This is a genomic window from Bradyrhizobium sp. CCGUVB1N3 (genome assembly GCF_024199925.1).
GTDB lineage: Bacteria > Pseudomonadota > Alphaproteobacteria > Rhizobiales > Xanthobacteraceae > Bradyrhizobium.
The window spans coordinates 6,081,301-6,098,447 of sequence record NZ_JANADR010000001.1 but is presented as its reverse complement, the minus strand read 5'-3'; the positions used below and the strand labels follow the sequence as shown (position 1 = coordinate 6,098,447).

General features: G+C 65.6%; 12 protein-coding genes. 3 read left to right on the top strand and 9 right to left on the bottom strand.

All coding sequences use genetic code 11. The annotated features are described in order from the left end of the window. Positions 1-114: 114 nt before the first annotated feature. Positions 115-1,176, top strand: coding sequence for a helix-turn-helix domain-containing protein (locus NLM33_RS29070; RefSeq protein ID WP_254101242.1), 1,062 nt, complete (start codon positions 115-117; stop codon positions 1,174-1,176). 209 nt (positions 1,177-1,385) lie between these two features. Next, positions 1,386-2,813 carry a serine hydrolase gene (locus NLM33_RS29065; protein WP_254101240.1) on the top strand — a complete coding sequence of 476 codons (1,428 nt, stop codon included), beginning with the start codon at positions 1,386-1,388 and terminating at the stop codon, positions 2,811-2,813. A gap of 176 nt (positions 2,814-2,989) precedes the next feature. On the opposite strand, the gene NLM33_RS29060 is transcribed toward NLM33_RS29065, so the two are convergent. Next, positions 2,990-4,357: an MmgE/PrpD family protein gene (locus NLM33_RS29060; protein WP_254101238.1), complete on the bottom strand. Its 1,368-nt coding sequence runs from the start codon at positions 4,355-4,357 to the stop codon at positions 2,990-2,992. A gap of 117 nt (positions 4,358-4,474) precedes the next feature. Between NLM33_RS29060 and NLM33_RS29055 the strand changes: the two genes are divergently transcribed. Next, complete coding sequence (locus NLM33_RS29055) at positions 4,475-5,599, top strand: aromatic acid exporter family protein (RefSeq protein WP_254101236.1); 1,125 nt, start codon at positions 4,475-4,477, stop codon at positions 5,597-5,599. Here NLM33_RS29055 and NLM33_RS29050 read toward each other — a convergent pair. The 8 genes from NLM33_RS29050 to NLM33_RS29015 form a co-directional block, all read right to left on the bottom strand. Next, on the bottom strand, positions 5,587-6,906 hold the full coding sequence (locus tag NLM33_RS29050) for an SMI1/KNR4 family protein (RefSeq protein ID WP_254101234.1): 1,320 nt from the start codon (positions 6,904-6,906) through the stop codon (positions 5,587-5,589). The genes NLM33_RS29055 and NLM33_RS29050 overlap by 13 nt on opposite strands. Before the next feature lie 118 nt (positions 6,907-7,024). Then, a complete protein-coding gene (locus NLM33_RS29045) occupies positions 7,025-7,507 on the bottom strand; it encodes a DUF2867 domain-containing protein (protein ID WP_254101232.1) in 483 nt (160 codons plus the stop codon). Next, positions 7,504-8,892 carry an MATE family efflux transporter gene (locus NLM33_RS29040; RefSeq protein ID WP_254101230.1) on the bottom strand — a complete coding sequence of 463 codons (1,389 nt, stop codon included), beginning with the start codon at positions 8,890-8,892 and terminating at the stop codon, positions 7,504-7,506. Before NLM33_RS29040 ends, NLM33_RS29045 begins: the two co-directional genes overlap by 4 nt. Before the next feature lie 183 nt (positions 8,893-9,075). After that, positions 9,076-10,371: a UDP-N-acetylglucosamine 1-carboxyvinyltransferase gene (gene murA / locus NLM33_RS29035; RefSeq protein ID WP_254101228.1), complete on the bottom strand. Its 1,296-nt coding sequence runs from the start codon at positions 10,369-10,371 to the stop codon at positions 9,076-9,078. 18 nt (positions 10,372-10,389) lie between these two features. Next, complete coding sequence (gene gyrB / locus NLM33_RS29030; protein WP_254101226.1) at positions 10,390-12,825, bottom strand: DNA topoisomerase (ATP-hydrolyzing) subunit B; 2,436 nt, start codon at positions 12,823-12,825, stop codon at positions 10,390-10,392. Between the two features lie 283 nt (positions 12,826-13,108). Next, entirely contained in the window at positions 13,109-13,861 is a 753-nt protein-coding gene (locus tag NLM33_RS29025) for a hypothetical protein (protein WP_254101224.1), read from the bottom strand. 141 nt (positions 13,862-14,002) lie between these two features. Next, the gene (locus tag NLM33_RS29020; protein WP_254101222.1) at positions 14,003-14,797 is read right to left on the bottom strand and encodes a hypothetical protein; all 795 of its coding nucleotides are present in this window, start codon (positions 14,795-14,797) and stop codon (positions 14,003-14,005) included. A gap of 139 nt (positions 14,798-14,936) precedes the next feature. Continuing rightward, the gene (locus NLM33_RS29015; protein ID WP_254101220.1) at positions 14,937-17,111 is read right to left on the bottom strand and encodes a hypothetical protein; all 2,175 of its coding nucleotides are present in this window, start codon (positions 17,109-17,111) and stop codon (positions 14,937-14,939) included. Positions 17,112-17,147: the final 36 nt, after the last annotated feature.

Genomic DNA, 17,147 nt, shown 5'->3' with positions numbered 1-17,147 from the left:
GGTCTAAACATCAAGCCGGGCGATGACAGCTGTGGATGCGGATGGTCCTTGAAAAAGCCGGCTCAACGAACGATGTTCGGCTGATTTCAACCGAGACCGCGTTCACGTCGCCCGATGACCCTTGCCGCAACAGAACTCGCCTTCCGCGCTGCCAGCGTCGCTTTGCTGCTGGTGCTGGCCGCGTCGCTGCTCTCAGATTTTCGCAACGTGCTGGCGGGGCGGCTCGGTGCTGCTCTCGCACTGGGCTTGGCCGCGCATGCGGTGAGCTATTCGGTTGGTGTCACGTCGCGGATCCCGGCATCGCATGCGCCGCTGGTTGCGCTATCGACCGGCAACATCGTGGTGTTCTGGCTGTTCACGCGCGCGCTGTTCGACGACGAGTTTCGCTTAAGCTGGTGGCACGGATGGGTCTGGGCGCTGGTGACGGCGTTCAGCTTCGCAGGCTGCGTCTGGATTGCGCCTGGCGGCCACGTGCGGTTCTCGGTGACGGTGGTCAACCTGATCGTGCTCGGCTTCATCGCGCTTGCGATTGGGCAGACGATCGCCTCGTGGCCGGCCGACCTGGTCGAGCGCCGCCGCCGCGTTCGCGTCTTCATCGTCTGTGCCGGCGCGCTCTATGGCGGGGTGAATGCGCTGCTTCAGATCTCCGTCGCGGGTTACCGCGTCGGCGATGCCGCCGATACGATCAATGCCGGCGTGCTCACCTGCATCGTCGCGGTCATCGCCTACGCCATGATGCGCGTCGATGCCGCCGATCTGTTTCCGGTCGCCGCGGAGGCCGCACCGGCGGTCATTTTCAGCCCGCAAGCTACTGAAGACGCCGCCGACCAGAAGCTGATCGACGCCCTGATGCGGCTGATGGCGGACGAGCGGATCTACCGCCAGGAGAACATCACCATCGGCGTGCTGGCGGGCCGGCTGAAGATCCCGGAATACCGGTTGCGCCGGCTGATCAACCAGCGGCTCGGCTATCGCAACTTCAATGTGTTCCTGAACAACCACCGGATCGAGGAAGCCAAGGCTGCGCTCGCCGATCCCGCCCAGGCCGAGGTTCCCGTCATCACCATCGCGATGGACGCCGGCTTCCAGTCGCTCGGCCCCTTCAACCGCGCCTTCAAGGCGGTCACCGGCGTGACGCCGACGGAATATCGCCGGCTCAAGGCCGATGCGGCCTGAGTTCTCTTAACCTCTCCCCGTAAGAACGGGGCGAGGGAGCGCATCGCGACCGGGCGACAGAGCCATTATAATCAATTGAAATACCTAAATAATTCCGAAATCGACCAGCCTCGATCAATTTCAACAAGGTCGTTTTCCAAATCCGGCGAGCGCTTCCCGCCCGTATCCGGCTCCCTCTCCGGCACTCGCCCCGAAGCCGGAGAAAGCCCGTGACCCGACGCCGCAAGATCATCCTCGCTACCACCGCCATTGCCTGTGCCGGCCTCGCGCTCGGCGCGGCGCGGGCGCGTGACGTGCCCAAGGTTGCCACCGGCTTCATCGCCGACACGCTCTGCTCGGAGACATTCGTCTCCGGCCTCGATCCCCAGCGTAACCTCGCCGAGACCACCGATGCGATGCCGGGCGCGGGTCTCCTGACCTGGGCGATGGATCTTCAGGTCGATCGCGCGCGCAAGGACGTGACGGTGTCGCTGTTCGGCATCGGCCGCAGCCATGCCGTCTATCGCGAGGGGCTCGGCTGCACGCTCGAGCACGGCCATGGTATCGCCGATGTTGCGCTACCGCTCGATGACAAGCAGCCCGCGCTGCTGCCGCAGATTGCCGGCCCGGGAATTGTGTCGCCGCAAAGCGAGGGGCTGACAGCCGCGCTCGACCGCGCCTTCACCGAGCCCGCGCAGCCGCCCTATCGCCGCACCCGCGCGATCGTCGTCATGAAGGCCGGCCGCATTATCGCCGAGCGCTATGCTGACGGTGTCGGGCCGGAGACGCAGCTGCTCGGCTTCTCCATGACGAAGTCGGTGATGTCAGCGCTGACAGGCATTCTCGTGCGCCAGGGTAAGCTGAAGCTCGATGGGCCCGCGCCAATCGCCGCCTGGCAAAATCCTGATGATCCGCGCCATGCCATCACCGTAGATCAGTTGCTGCGTCACACCGCTGGGCTTGCGCTCGGTAGTTCGTTGGAGGCTTCGCTCGGCTCCGCGCTCGAGCCGGTCAACGCCATGAAATACGCAGAAGATGATATGGCCAATTTTGCCGAGCGCGCGCCGCTTGCGACCGCGCCGGGCACGGCCTGGAATTATCACGACGGCAACTTCGTCATCCTCGCGCAGCTGATCCGCAATGCCGCCGGCGGTAAGCCCGCAGATGCGCTCCGCTTCGCCCGCCGCGAACTATTCGCGCCGCTCGGCATGGTCAACGTCACGCTTCAGCTCGACGGCGCCGGCACGATCGAGGGCTCCGGCGAAATGCTGGCGTCCGCGCGCGACTGGGCGCGCTTCGGTCAGCTCTATCTCAATGACGGCGTTGCCGGCGGCAAGCGCATCCTGCCCGAGGGCTGGGTGAACTATTCGGCGGCGACGACGCCAAATGCCTGGGTCGGCATCGGCGCCGGCTTCTGGACCAATCAGGGCGACAGCTTTGGCGCGAAGTTTCGCGTCGACCACGGCTGGCCGCGCGATGCCTTCTTCGCCAAGGGCACGATCGGGCAGTACACGATCGTGATCCCATCGGAGCAGTTGGTGATCGTGCGCCTCGGCCGCTCGCTGAACTGGCCGCCGGAGGTGGACGGGGTGTTCGACCTCGTCCGCGACGTGGTCGCGGCAACGCATGACGAGGCGAAGGTGGCGGGCGCGAATTAGCACCGCTTTCTTCCCTTCTCCCCTTGTGGGAGAAGGTGGCGCGAAGCGCCGGATGAGCGGTTGTTTCCGCGAACTAAACTGGCAGGTCTCTCGCGGAGAGAACCCCTCACCCCAACCCTCTCAGCGCGAACGAAGCTCGTCGCGGCCCCGTAAGAACGGGGAGAGGGGGCGGAGACTCACTGCCTCCCCAACTGCGTCGCCTTCGCCACGCGATCGAATCGCTCCAGCGACAGGATCGCATCCGCAAATTGCTCAGCGCGCGCGTTCAGCACGGGGCGGGCCAGCGTCAAGAATTTCTGCTGCATCGCCTGCGCATCCGGGAATGAGTTCGGCTCGCCCGAGGGATCGGCGTAGAGCCGCTCGTGCACGCCGTCGTCGGTGGTGATGCTCACGCGTGCGCCGAAGGGATGGACGCGGCCTTCCAGCCGCGAATCCTGCACGACGTCGAATTTGTCGGCGAGCGCATCGATCGCGGCATCGCCGAGCCGATTGTAATCGTCCCAGCCAAAGCTGCCCTGGTCGAGGGCGAGCGCGCCGGTGAAGTACATCGAGAACTGGCCGCCGACGATCGAGCGCGGGTGCCGCTTGGTCGCGGCATCGCCGGTCAGCGTGATGCCGTTGCGGTGCAGGCCGATCTCGACGCGCTTGACCTGCCCGGGCGTCAGATTGTGCTCGCGCCGCATCGCGATCAGCGCGTCGATCGCGGCGTGGGTATAGCGGCAGCTCGGATAGGGTTTGACGCCGATCTTCATGGTCTCATAGCTCTTGCCGAGCTCGGCAATGGCCTTGTCCGGATGTGCGTCGTCGGTGTAGCCGACCAGCAAGCCATGCCTGCCCTCGACCGATTCCGTCGAGCCGATGAAATCATTGCGGGCCAGCGTCGCCGCGATCACGCCGTTCATCGCGGCGGCGCCGACCTGGTAGCGCTTGTTCCAGGCGCCGTTGAGCAGAAATTGCAGCGAGCCCGCGGCCTGGCTGCCGGAGACGCCGAAGGCGGAGATGATCTGCGTCTCGGAGAGGCCGAACAGCTTTGCGGCGGCGGCAGCCGCGCCATAGGTGCCTGCGGTCGCGGTCGGATGGAAGCCGCGGGCATAGTGCGAGGTCGGGTCGAGCGCGTTGCCGAGCCGGCAGCAGACCTCATAGCCCGCGACGATCGCAGTGAGCACGTCGCGCCCGGAGGCGCCGACCATCTCGCCGACCGCAAACGCGGCCGGCACCACCGGTGCGCTCGGATGCAGCGAGGAATCCGCATGCGTGTCGTCGAAATCGAGGGAATGGCCGAGGGCGCCGTTGAGCAGCGCGGCGACCGCGGGCGTCCAGGTCTTGGCATCGCCGAACACCGTGGAGTCGCCTTTACCGTCGAGCGCCAGCGCTTCCAGCATCTTCAGCAGCGACGGCGTCGATTCCGCCTCGCGGCGTGCACGGATCGCGCTGCCGAGGAAGTCGAGCGTCAGCACTTTTGCGCGCTCGAGCACCTCGGCCGGAATATCCTCGTATTTCAGATCGGCGACGTAGGCGGCGAGCGTTGCGGTTTCGTGGGCCATCGTGTTTCCTCGTTTTGGCCGGCAGGGTAGGCGGGCGGATTTCCCCTTTCAAGCCGCCCGGCGGATGCGGGTATCAGCTATGCTTTGGACCGGTTACGTGGATCGGGATATTCGACGATGGCATTCGCACGGCAGCTATACGACCAGGTCCGGTCGCGAAGGACGCAACTGGGGCTGGCGATCCGGGTCACGGTCGCGGCAACCGCTGCTTATGTGATCGCGACCGCGCTGCATCTGCTGCTGCCGCTCTGGGCGGTCCTGACCTCGCTGATCGTGACCCAGATGAGCGTCGGGCGCTCGCTGAAGGCGACGCGCGACTACATGCTCGGCACGATCGGCGGCGCCATCTATGGTGGCGCCATTGCGATCCTGATCCCCTATTCCAGCGAAGCCGGGCTGTTGGGGCTTCTGGTCCTGTCGGTCGCCCCGCTCGCCTTCATCGCCGCGATCAATCCGAGTCTCAGCGCGGCGACGGTGACCGCCGTAATCGTGCTTCTGGTTCCCACCATGCATCATTCCGATCCCATGACCTCGGCGATCGATCGCGTCAGCGAGGTCGCGGTCGGCGCGATCACGGGGCTGCTTGTCTCTTTCCTGGTGCTGCCGTCGCGTGCGATCCGGCAGATTCGTGCCGGCGCTGCGCGCCTGCTCGAGCTGATCGCCGATGCCTTCACCGAACTGCTGGCCGGCCTGACGCGCGGCCGCGACAACGACGCGCTGCATCGGATCCAGGACGGCATCGGCACCGCGATGGTGGGCCTCAACACCACCGGTGCCGAGGCCGAGCGCGAGCGCGCGGCGCGCCTGTCGAGCGGGCCCGACACCGGTCCCCTGCTGCGAACCGTCCTGCGGCTGCGCCACGACGTCGTGATGATCGGCCGCGCCACCGTGGTGCCGCTGCCGGCCGATGTGCAGATCAGGCTCGCCGGGCCCCTGTCGGAGGTCGGTACTGTCGTCGCGCAGTTTTTGCGTTCGGCAGCCGCGGCGTTGCGCTCCGGCGCCGGCGCGCCGCCGATCCATCCTGTGCACGTCGCGGTCCAGAACTACGCCGATGCGGTCGCCGCCGTCCGCCGTGACGGCCTGATCCGTGGCCAGCCCGGCGATACTGCGGAGCGCTTCTTCGCGCTCGGCTTCTCGCTGGAGCAGATGCACCAGAATCTCTGCGATCTCGATCGCGTCATCGGCGAGTGGTCGGAAGCGGCGGCCGACAAGCCGGCGCGGGTCGCGGATCAATCGAGATAGATGTTGAGAAAGCCGAGGGTCGGCTTGTCGCGCTGCTCTATTCCGCCGGTGAGTGCGGCGAGTGCGGCGTCAAAACTCGGTGCCGGCGTCTCCAGCTCCCAGGCGCCGTCATGATCCCAGCGATAGCACCAGCCGTAGCGTTCGCCCGGTTCGAGGTGGAGCAGAAGACAACGGCTGGCCTGTGCCGGCTCGGCCACGGGCAGCAGGTGCCGTAACGAGACGCCGTATTCCTCACGGAAATGGATCACGGCTTTCTCGAGTCTCTCTGCGTCCGAGAAAGAGACGAAGTCGAGAATGTTGTTGCGCTCGGTGGCGAGATCCGCAGGCCGATGGAAGCGCAGCTCGGCGGAGTGCTCGGGGAGCCTTACCAAGAGCTCGGTTTCGCCGCGCGTCAGGAGAAATTTGCGATAGTCGTCCGGCAGCTGAAGGCCAAGCTCGGCTTCCGCCTTGCGGACTTCCTCCTCGCGCGCAGCTTCGGCAGCCTTCCAGCGCCATTGTCCATTTGCGCCCGCTTTCCGCCCCGCCTCGTACGCCGCGTAGCCGGGCAGCGCCATGATGTCCTCATAGCCGCCATAGCGCGACCAGCGATAGGCATCGTCGAAGGCGTCCTCCGCGCGCTCCGGAAAATAAACGCAGAGGATGACGGCGCGCTGCAGGATGCGCGCGTGGTTTGCTGCGACCCTGCAGGCCCGCTCGATCGCCGCGAGCCCCGCGGATGGATTGCCCACGCGCACAAAAGCGTCGCTGAGCGATTCGAGGATACGCCCCTCCAGCTGGCTGTCGTAAATCGACCAGGCGTAATGCGGTTGCTTGGCGGCACGTCGCGCGGCCAGCGTATCGCGCGCCCGTTCGGCAAAACGGAGCGTTTGTTGCGCGTCTGCATCCGCCGCGAGGCCGTGATGAGCGGCAAGCCACAAATACAGCGGCTCGTGCTCGGCCGGCGTGCCCTTCAGCGTCTTGAGATGCTTTGCCTGCTCGGCAAGCGGCGCGCTGAGCGCGGCCATCATCAGTTCGTCCATGCCCTTCTGCCAATCCGGCTTTTTTTGCGGATCAGGCAGGAGGTTGCGCAGCGTATATTTGGTGTGGCTGGTCTCGAAATAGCCGGCGTCGACGAGCTTGGCCGCTTCGCGCCGGAAGGCCGAGATCGCTACGATTGCGTCCGAATAGGTCTCGCGCAAAAACTCGTCCGAACCGTCCTGTCCCTCGCGCATGTAGATGCCGATGATCATGGGATCGCCGCCCAGGATCAGCAGTAGCTCGCGATCGTCATCTCCGGGCGGGCGATGGAAGAATTTTCCCAGATACATGCGATCTCCGAACGCGAGCAAAACGTAGGCCGGCATAGCTGCCGGCCGTCACGTCTCAGTCGCTTGCGCGGAGAAACTGGTTCACGGTCGTGGAGTTAGAGGCCCGCTGACAGCGTCGTCAGGCCTGCTCCACGATCCGCCCCATCATGCCGCGCACCACCAGCTTGTGGAACGGCATGATCAGCGTGAGATAGGTACGGCCCAAGAGATTATGCGTCCGCACGAGCGTGGTCGAGGTCACCTGCTTCTGCGTTGAATCGCCGGCGACATCGACCACGATGCGGAAGTCGAGATGATAGTCGTCGAAGCCGGCGACGAGGCGCTCCGGCGTTTCGCTGACCACCGGAAACAGCCCGATCAAGCCGCCCGGCGCCGGCGCGCCTTCGCCCGACGTCTTGAGCCCGAAGGGCGTCACCAGGATGTTGCGCAGGCGCAGCAGCGTATCGATCCAGCGCGGCCCGTGCAGCACCATCCGGACACAGGCCTCGCGGGCGGTGAGCACCTTCCCGCCGATCGCAACGCGATGGGCGTCGATGAACTGTGCGCCGGCGAGCAGTGCGTCGGCGTCGACCTCGGGGGTGACTTCGCGGACGGGCGTCATGCCCCCAATCTGCGCGCCAGCCGCTGGAAGCGCAAGATCAGAAGGGCGGCATAGACGAAGGTCCCGAGCGACAGCCCGATCCAGACGCCGACCGCGCCGAGATGGACGTTGAAGGCGAGCAGCCAGGCCGTCGGGAAGCCGACGCACCAATAGCCGATGATGGCGAACACCAGCGTCATCGTGGTGTCGTTGAGGCCGCGCAGCGCCCCGCCGATGATGGTCTGCAGGCCGTCGGCGATGAAGAAGGTCGAACCGACCAGGAGCAGGGTCGCGGTCAGCTCGATCGTTTCCGAGCTCGTCTCGCCACCGCCGAAGAACAGCCGCGCGAGCGCAAATCGTCCGATCACGATGGCAAGCGTTAGCGCCGCGACGAGCGCGATTCCGAGCAGCGCCGCGACGAGCCCCGCGCGCTTCACTGCCGCCGGCTCGTTGCGGCCGAAAGCGTGTCCGACCCGCACCGTCGCCGCCATGCCGATGCCGAGCGGGATCATGAACAAGACGGCGGTGACCTGGAGTGCGACCTGGTGGGCGGCAAGCGCGGTGGTGCTGATCAGTCCCATCAGTAGCGCGGCTGAGGAGAACATCCCGTATTCCATCAGCAGCGCGAACGAGATCGGCGCGCCGATGCTGAGCAGCTCGCGCATCAAGGGCCAGTCGACCTGCCAGAGACGGACGAGCGGATGATAGTCCGAAAACGGCTTTCGAAACGCGGCAATGGCCAGCGCGGCGAAGAACGTGCCGAAATTGACCAGCGTGGTCGCGAGCCCCGCGCCAAGCAGGCCGAGCTGCGGCAGGCCGAACAGGCCGTGGATCAGCAGATAGACCAGCACCGCATTGGCGGGGATCGCGGCAAAGGTGATCCACAGCGGCGGCTGCGGCCGGTTCACCGCGCCCATGAACCCGCGCAGCGCAATGAAGCCGAGTGCCGGCGCGATGCCCCAGGCGAGCCCGAACAGATAGCGCTGCGCAAGCGCGGCCGAATGCGGCGTCTGTCCGAGCGCCAGCAGGATCTCCTCGCCGTAGAGCGGCGAAGCCATCATCGGCAGCGAGATCAACAGCGCCACCCACAGCCCGACGCGAAGGGAGCGCCGGATGCGTTGGGGATCTCCGGCACCAAATGCCTGTGCCGCCAGCGGCGCCACTGCGGCGACCAGGCCGAGGCCAAAAGTGAAGCTGATGAAGTAGACTGTGTGCGCCAGCGCCGCAGCCGCCACCGCGTCCTCGCCGAGCCGGCCGATCAGCGCGAGGTCGGTCGTCATCATCGCGATCTGCCCGAGCTGCGTCAGCATCATCGGCACAGCCAGCCGCAACGTCTCGCCGAACTCATCGGCGAGTTGGTTGGGCACTGCGAGCTGCTGCGATGGGCGGTGGACGGTTTCGAGCATGTGCTAAGCAATAGCATCGCCGCGCGTCGAAAACATGGCCCCCGTGTCCCGGACGCGCGAAGCGCGAGCCGGGACCCAGAATCACGGTCGTACATCTGGCGACATGGGCCCCGGCTCTGCAGCGCATCACTTTCGTGCTGCGCTGCGTCCGGGGCACGCGACCATTTCAGATTCGAAGCTGCCTCAGCTCTTCCGCTCGGGCACGCGCTTGATCTTGGCGCCGAGCGCGTTCAGCCGCTCGTCGATGCGCTCATAGCCGCGCTCGATCTGGTCGGCGTTGTTGATCGTCGAAGTGCCCTCGGCGCAGACGGCAGCAAGCAGCATGGCCATGCCGGCGCGGATATCGGGCGAGATCATCGAGGCGCCGCGCAGGCGGCTGGGCCCCGCGATGATCGCGCGGTGCGGGTCGCACAGCACGATGCGTGCGCCCATCGCGATCAGTTTGTCGACGAAGAACATCCGGGATTCGAACATCTTCTCGAACATCAGGATCACGCCCTCGCATTGCGTGGCGGTGACGATGGCGATCGACATGAGGTCGGCCGGGAAGGCGGGCCAGGGCTGGTCTTCCAGCTTCGGCACGTGGCCGCCGAAATCGTCCTGGATCTTCAGGGTCTGGTTGGACGGCACGATCAGATCGTCGCCCTCGACGCGGCAGACGATGCCGAGCCGCTCGAAGCCCATGCGGATCGAGCGCAAATGCTCGACGCCGGCGCGCACGATGCGCAGGGGCGAGCGTGTCACCGCGGCAAGCCCGATCAGCGAACCGACCTCGATGTGGTCGGGCTGGATCGCATAGCTCGCCGAGCCCAGCGTCGCCGGTCCATGCACGATCATCGTATTGGTGCCGATGCCCTCGATCTTCGCGCCGAGCGCGACCAGGAAGTTGGCGAGGTCCTGCACATGCGGCTCGGAGGCGGCGTTGCGCAAATAGGTGACGCCATCGGCGGCCACGGCCGCAACGAGTGCGTTCTCGGTCGCGGTGACGCTCGGCTCGTCCAGGAACACGTCGGCGCCGGTCAGCTTCGGCGCGCGAAACTCCAGCCGGTCGGTCGCGGTGACCTTGGCGCCCAACTGCTCCAGCGCCAGCACATGCGTGTCCAGCCGTCGACGGCCGATGACGTCACCGCCGGGTGGCGGCAGCATCACCTCGCCGCAGCGGGCGAGCAGGGGGCCTGCGAGCAGGATCGAGGCGCGGATGCGAACGCAGAGCTCAGGGTCGAGATCGGCGGCGCGGATGCTCCTGGCGTGAATGACGAGCGTATTGCGCTCGCGCCATTCGGCCGACGCGCCGACCGAGCGGATCAGCTCGACCAGCGTCTCGGTGTCGCGGATGCGCGGCACGTTCTGAAGCGTCACCGGATGCTCGGTGAGCAGCGCAGCCGCGATGATCGGCAGCGCCGAATTCTTGTTGCCGGACGGCTCGATCGAGCCCGAGAGCCGGTGACCGCCCTCGACGATGTACTGAATGGGCGCCACTGCCTCTGCCCCTGTTGCCTAGATGTCGATGGTCGCGCTGAGGGAATGCTCCTGGATGAAGTCGCGGCGCGGCTCGACCACGTCGCCCATCAGCTTGGTGAAGATGTCGTCGGCCTCGTCGACCTCCTTGACCTTCACCTGGAGCAGCGAGCGCACCTCGGTGTCCAGCGTGGTTTCCCAGAGCTGTTCCGGGTTCATCTCGCCGAGACCTTTGTAGCGCTGCAGCGTGATGCCCTTGCGGCCGGCGTCAGTGACGGCCTCGAACAGATCGACGGGGCCGTGGACCATGTGCTCGGTGTCCTTGCGCCGCAGCTTGCCGGAGCGGGCATAGACGTCCTGAAGCTTCGTCGTGAACTCGTCGAGCTTGCGCGCCTCGGCCGAGCCGAGGAAGGCGTCATCGATGATCGCGGCTTCCTTGACGCCGCGCACCGTGCGCTCGAACTGGAAGCCTTGGCCCTCCACGTAGTGGCCGACCCAGCCGCGTTCGACCTCCTCGGCCTGGCTGTCGAGCCGTCCGGCGATGTATTGCGCCGCCGCGGCCGCGTTCTCGGGATTGCCGTAGATCGACTTGTTCAGCACGCCGGTGATCGCGGCCTGCTCGATCACCTTGCGATTGTAGCGGCTGTGCAGGTTGCGCAGGACGCTGCGGACCACGCGGGCGTCGTCGACCAACGAGCGCAGGTCGCGGCCGGAGCGATCGCCGCCGGTGCCGGGGATGTAGACGCAGTCATCGAGGCCGGCGTCGATCAGATAGTCTTCCAGCGCCCGCTCGTCCTTCAAATACTGCTCGGACTTGCCGCGGCTGACCTTATAGAGCGGGGGCTGGGCGATGTAGAGATAGCCGCCGTCGATGATGTCGCGCATCTGCCGGTAGAAGAAGGTCAGTAGCAGCGTGCGGATGTGGGCGCCGTCGACGTCGGCGTCCGTCATCACGATGATCTTGTGATAGCGCAGCTTCTCGATCGAGAAGTCGTCGCTGATGCCGGTGCCGAGCGCGGTGATCAGCGTGCCGATCTGCTCGCTTCCCAACATCTTGTCGGGGCGCACGCGCTCGACGTTGAGGATCTTGCCGCGCAGCGGCAGCACCGCCTGGAACTCGCGGTTGCGGCCCTGCTTGGCGCTGCCGCCTGCCGAGTCGCCCTCGACGATGAACAGTTCCGACTTCGCCGGATCCTTCTCCTGGCAGTCGGCGAGCTTGCCGGGCAGCGAGGAGACCGAGAGCGGGCTCTTGCGCGTCAGCTCGCGCGCCTTTCGCGCGGCTTCGCGGGCAGCGGCGGCCTGGATCACCTTGCCGACGATCATCTTGGCTTCGCTGGGGTGTTCCTCGAACCACGCCGCAAGCGCCTCGTTGAGCACGTTCTCGACCACGGGGCGCACTTCCGAGGACACCAGCTTGTCCTTGGTCTGCGACGAGAATTTCGGATCGGGCACCTTCACCGACAGCACTGCGGTAAGGCCTTCGCGACAGTCATCGCCGGTGAGCGCGATCTTTTCCTTTTTCGCGTTGGCCTCGGCATAGCCGTTGACCTGGCGCGTCAGCGCGCCGCGGAAACCGGCGAGATGGGTGCCGCCGTCACGCTGCGGGATGTTGTTGGTGAAGCACAGCACGTTCTCGTGGTAGCTGTCGTTCCACCACAGCGCTGCCTCGACGCCGATGCCGTTGGCTTCCGAGCGCACCATGATCGGCGCCGGCACGAGTGCCTTCTTGTTGCGGTCGAGATATTTGACGAATTCCTCGACGCCGCCGGAATAATGCATCTCCTCGCGCTTCTCGACCGCATGGCGCATGTCGGAGAGGATGATGTTGACGCCGGAGTTGAGGAAGGCGAGCTCGCGCAGACGGTGCTCGAGCGTTGCAAAATCGTACTCGACGTTCTTGAAGGTTTCGGTCGAGGCGAGGAACGTCACCTCGGTGCCGCGCTTGCCCGGCGCGTCGCCGACGGCCTTCAGCGGTGCGACGGCATCGCCGTGGGCGAACTCGATGTAGTGCTCCTTGTCGTCGCGCCAGATGCGAAGCCCGAGCTTGCTCGACAGCGCGTTGACGACGGAGACGCCGACGCCGTGCAGGCCGCCGGAGACCTTGTAGGAGTTCTGGTCGAACTTTCCGCCGGCGTGGAGCTGGGTCATGATGACCTCGGCCGCCGAGATGCCTTCGCCCTTGTGGATGTCGACGGGAATGCCGCGGCCGTCGTCACGCACCGTGACGGAATTGTCGGGATTGAGCACTACGTCGACGCGCGTGGCGTGGCCCGCGAGCGCCTCGTCGATCGCGTTGTCGACGACCTCGTAGACCATGTGGTGCAGGCCCGAGCCGTCGTCGGTGTCGCCGATATACATGCCCGGGCGCTTGCGGACGGCATCGAGACCCTTGAGCACGCGGATCGATTCCGCGCCGTATTCGCTCGCGTTGGAGGGCTCGTTTTCGGCACGCGGCTGCCGAGCAGGTTCTGTCATGAGAGGCCTTCGAGGATGTCCCGAATCAGCGGCGCACGGAGGGCACTGATTTGGACGCTATTTGTGCCATGAAAGGAGGATTGCGCCTAGCGCAAAGTATCCTCCCGCAACCCTTTGATCAGATAGGGATTTTTAACCGGTTTTCAAGGCGTTCGAAGGCCGATTCCGAAGCCCGCGAAAAGCCCGATTCGAGGGCGCTTCTCGCGTCGAAAACGACCGCATTTCCCGGTGTGACGGCGCCGGTTCCGAGGAGCCGTGGCCGCCCCGGGGAAGGCTTTGGAGTTCAGTAAATCCGGGAGGGCTTATCGCCGTTGTCTCCCCCGAGGGACCAAGCCTCGCCTGAGGCCACAGTGATGGTATTGGTGCCGACCGGATGGCCCGACACGAGCAGCTCGTAGGAATAGGTGCCGGGCGGCAGATCCAGCGTTTGTGGGTGATTTTCGCCGCCCGCGATCTTGATGGTTTGATCGTTGATCGCGAGCGAAGCCACATCCGGCACGAGATAGCCGAATATCAGACGCGCTTGTCCTGCTATCGGCAGGAATTTGGCCTTGGCCGCGGCCTCCGGATTCCGCTGTACAAGGTCGACCGTGGTCTCGTCCTTCGCGCGGCCAAGCTTCAGGGTCGCCGGCCCCTCCGGGGATGTGAACGAGAGCTCCGCCTGCTCGGCCGCAACGACGGCGCCATCTGCCACTTCCTGCCAGCCGAGCTTCGCCAGCTCGGTGCGGTAGAAGGCGAGCACGTCGCTGAGCTCGGCGGGAATGCTGGCCTTGAGCGTGCGCCGGATCGGGGCCTTGACGCCGTCAGCATAGTTGAAAGTGAACTGTCTGTGGCTGATCCGGGTCGGCACGGGCAGATCGGCACCGGGATCGAGCTTGAGCGGCCCGTCCTGCAGCTGCGCCAGGTACAGCCGCGACAGGTGCGGCACCGAGCCCTCGGCCTGAGCCGGAAGCGGGCAGCTTGCGAGAAGGAAGAGGCCGCATGCAAACAGCCGCCATCGTGCTGGAGCTTTCGTCCCGCGCTTGACCATCTTCATGCTCACTCTCCAAAGGATGTCGCGCGTCGCGATCTTCGCGCGATACAGCGGTTGCGACACTGTCGCCGCCGTCTCCAGACGACTAGTCGCCCCACGAACCGGACAGGTTCAACCTGGCCGTTACAGGCAAAGCCGGCGGGCTCAGTACAGCTGGAGCGGCGACCGTACGTTCCCATCGGGTCCCACCGTAAGCTCCCAGGTGTCTTCGGCGGCAATCGTGAGGGTGTCGGCGCGAGCTGGATGGCCTGCCACGCGCAGCTCGTAGGAATACTCGCCCGGCGGCAGATCGAGGCTCAGCGCGTTCCGTTGACCGTCCGCGATCGTGATCGTCCGCTTGTCGATGGTGAGCACGGCTTCGTTGTCGCCTTTATTGTCGAATACCAGCATCGCCTGACCGGGCACGGGCATGAGATTCGTCTTGGTCGCGGCGTCCGAATTCTTCTGCACAAGACTGACCGAGGTGTTGCCGTTCCTGCGGCCGAGCTTGAGCAGGGCCGGCCCCCGCGGGGAGGCGAAGGCAAGCTGCGCCTGATCCGCGGCGACCACCGTGCCATCCGGCTTCTCCTGCCAGCCGAGCTTTCCGAGCTCGGTGCGATAGAAGGCCAGCACGTTGCCGAGCTTGGCGGGCACGCAGGCTTCGAGCGTGCTCCGGAGCGGCTCCTTGATTCTGAACGCTACCGTAGTGTTGAAGCTGCTGAAGCTGGATTCCGCCGGCACGGGCATGTCTTTGCCCGGCTTTGGCGTGAGCTTCTGCCATCCGATCGCAGCCGTGATCCTGGCAAGCGGGCTCGGCGCGACGCAGCCGCGATAGGCCTCCACCATATCCACGAGGCCTTCGGCCCGTGCCGCGATCGGCGAGTTAGCCAGGAAGAAGAGGCCGCATGCAAACAGCCGCCACCGTCCCGGGGCTTTCGTCCGATGCCTTACCCTCGTCATGCTTACTCTCCAAGGATGTCGCGCGTCTTGATCTTCGCGCGATGCAGAGGCTGCGACACGGTGGCCGCAGCCTCTAGACGACTAGTCGCCGCACGAACCGGCCAGGTTCAACCTGGCCGTTACAGGCAAAGCCGGCGGTTCAGTACATCTGGAGCGGCAGCACCTCGCCGGTCGGCCCCACCATGAGGCCCCAGGCGTCACCCGCGGCGATCGTGATGCTCTCGGTGCGGGCGGGCCGGCCGGGCACGCTCAGCGAGTACTGGTACTTGCCGGGTGGCAGATCGAGCATGGGGCCCTTCGGCGATTGCGGACCGCCAGCGCCGGCGACGATCTTGACGGTCTGCTTGTTGATCGTGAGCTGCGCCTCCTGATTTCCCATGTTGCCGAGCAGCAGCTTGGCCTGTCCGGGCTTGGGCATGATGTCCGCTTTTGTCGCGGCATCCGGGTTCTTCTGCACGAGATTGATCGAGGTCTCGCCATTGGCGCGGCCGAGCTTCAGCACGGCTGGTCCCTGCGGCGAAGCAAACGCGAGCTGCACGCGATCGGCGGCGACCACCGCGCCATCCGGCTTCTCCTGCCAGCCGAGCTTGGTGAGTTCGCTGCGATAGAACGAGAGCACGTCGCTGAGCTCGGCAGGCACGCTGGCTTCGAGCTCGCGGCGGAACGGAGCCTCGATGCCGGGCAGTTTTGCAGTGCCGAGTGAGGTCGCGGTGCGCTGCTTCGGCACGGGAAGCGCAGACTCCGGGTCCGCTTCGAGTGGCGCGGACGCTTTGGCCTGCGCGCCAGCCTGATCGCCGCCGGCCTGCTTGCCCGTGGACGCAGGCTTGGCCGCGGCCATGCGCAGGCCGGACCCGTCGGCGCTGACATTCACCTTGGCGCCCATCTGCATCACCGTGAACGAGATCGTCTTGCCGCCCTTGGAAAACTCCAGCACGGCCATGTTCGGCTGGTTGATCACCGAGGGCTGTTCCTTCCAGCCCGCCTGCTTCAGCGAGGTACGGTAGAAGGCGGCAATCGCCTTGACGCTGGAGCTGGAGTTGAATTCGAGCCGGCCGTCATCGCCCTTGAAATCCACTTCCTGCGCGTTCTCCGGCAGCGGCACCGGCGTGGTGCTGCCGGCCTGCGCCTGCAAAGGCGTATCGGACAAGGTGGCGGCCTGTGTCTTGCGACGGACTTCGTCGGCGGCGAGGACATCTTTCACCATCTGATCCGCGTCCTTCATGAATTGGTCGTCGGCGTCCTTCTTCGCCTTGGCGCGGGCGGCGAGCACGGATTCCTTCACCTGCGCGGTCAGATAGACCATCGTGAAGTCGTACTTGCGGCCGAGCCGCAGCACGCCGGTTTCCTCGGGCGAAGAGAATTTGAGCGCGACGTCATCGCCTGCGGCAAGAGGCGCATTCCCCTCTTCCGTCCAGCCGCGCGCCGCAAACGCGCGATGGTAGAAAGCGAGCACGGCGGGCAGATCGGCAATCACGGCCACCGTGATCTCCCGCTGATTCGAGCTGGCGCTGCCCTTGCCGTGGGCCGACTTGATCGGATTGGGGCGTGGAAGGCCGGCCATGTCGTCGCCGGCCTGAAGGTCCGCGGGCAGCGCGAACGGCGCGATCCTGGCCTCGACATTGGTGCGGCCGTCGTCGCGGCGCGTCAGCGTCAGCATGATCGGCTTCTGTCGATAGAATCCATTGCTGTCGTCATGGACGTAAAAGGTGCGCACGCCATTTGCGACGGTTGCATTGAGGTCGGCGTTCGGCCAGCGCGCGGCTGCTTCAGCCGTGAGCGGCTGCCAGCCGATCGCAGCCATTTCCTTGGCGAAGAAGTCCTGTGTCGCATCGAACGACGACGGAGCGATGCAGCTGAGATAGGGACGATTTTCGTCGAACACGATGTCGGTAGCGGTCGCGGGGAACGGCACATTACCGCTGATCCGGTTCGCGGAATAATACACCACGGACTGATCGGGCCGGCCGAGGCCCTGCGTGAAGGAGACGTGCAGTCCCAGCCGTCCCTTCCTGAACATCAAGATGGGGCTGTTTTCTTCGGTCGGCTGGACAAATTGTACCCAGCCGTCGGCACTCAGGAGCTTTCGCGCGGCGGCGGTCGTCGCCGCGACCACTGTCGGCACGCCATACTGCAGACTGTGGGATTCGGTGCGCGCGGCATCCTCCACCGCGCCTTCCAGTTTCGGCAGCGTGCGAACGTCAACCAAGCCGTCATCGGCCCTTGCCACGATTGGGCAACTCGCCACCAGGAAGAGGCCGCACACAAACAGCCGCCATCGTGCCGGAACTTTCGTCCCGCGCCTTACTGTCGACATCGTCGAATCTCCAAGGATGTTGCGCGCCAATCGGGG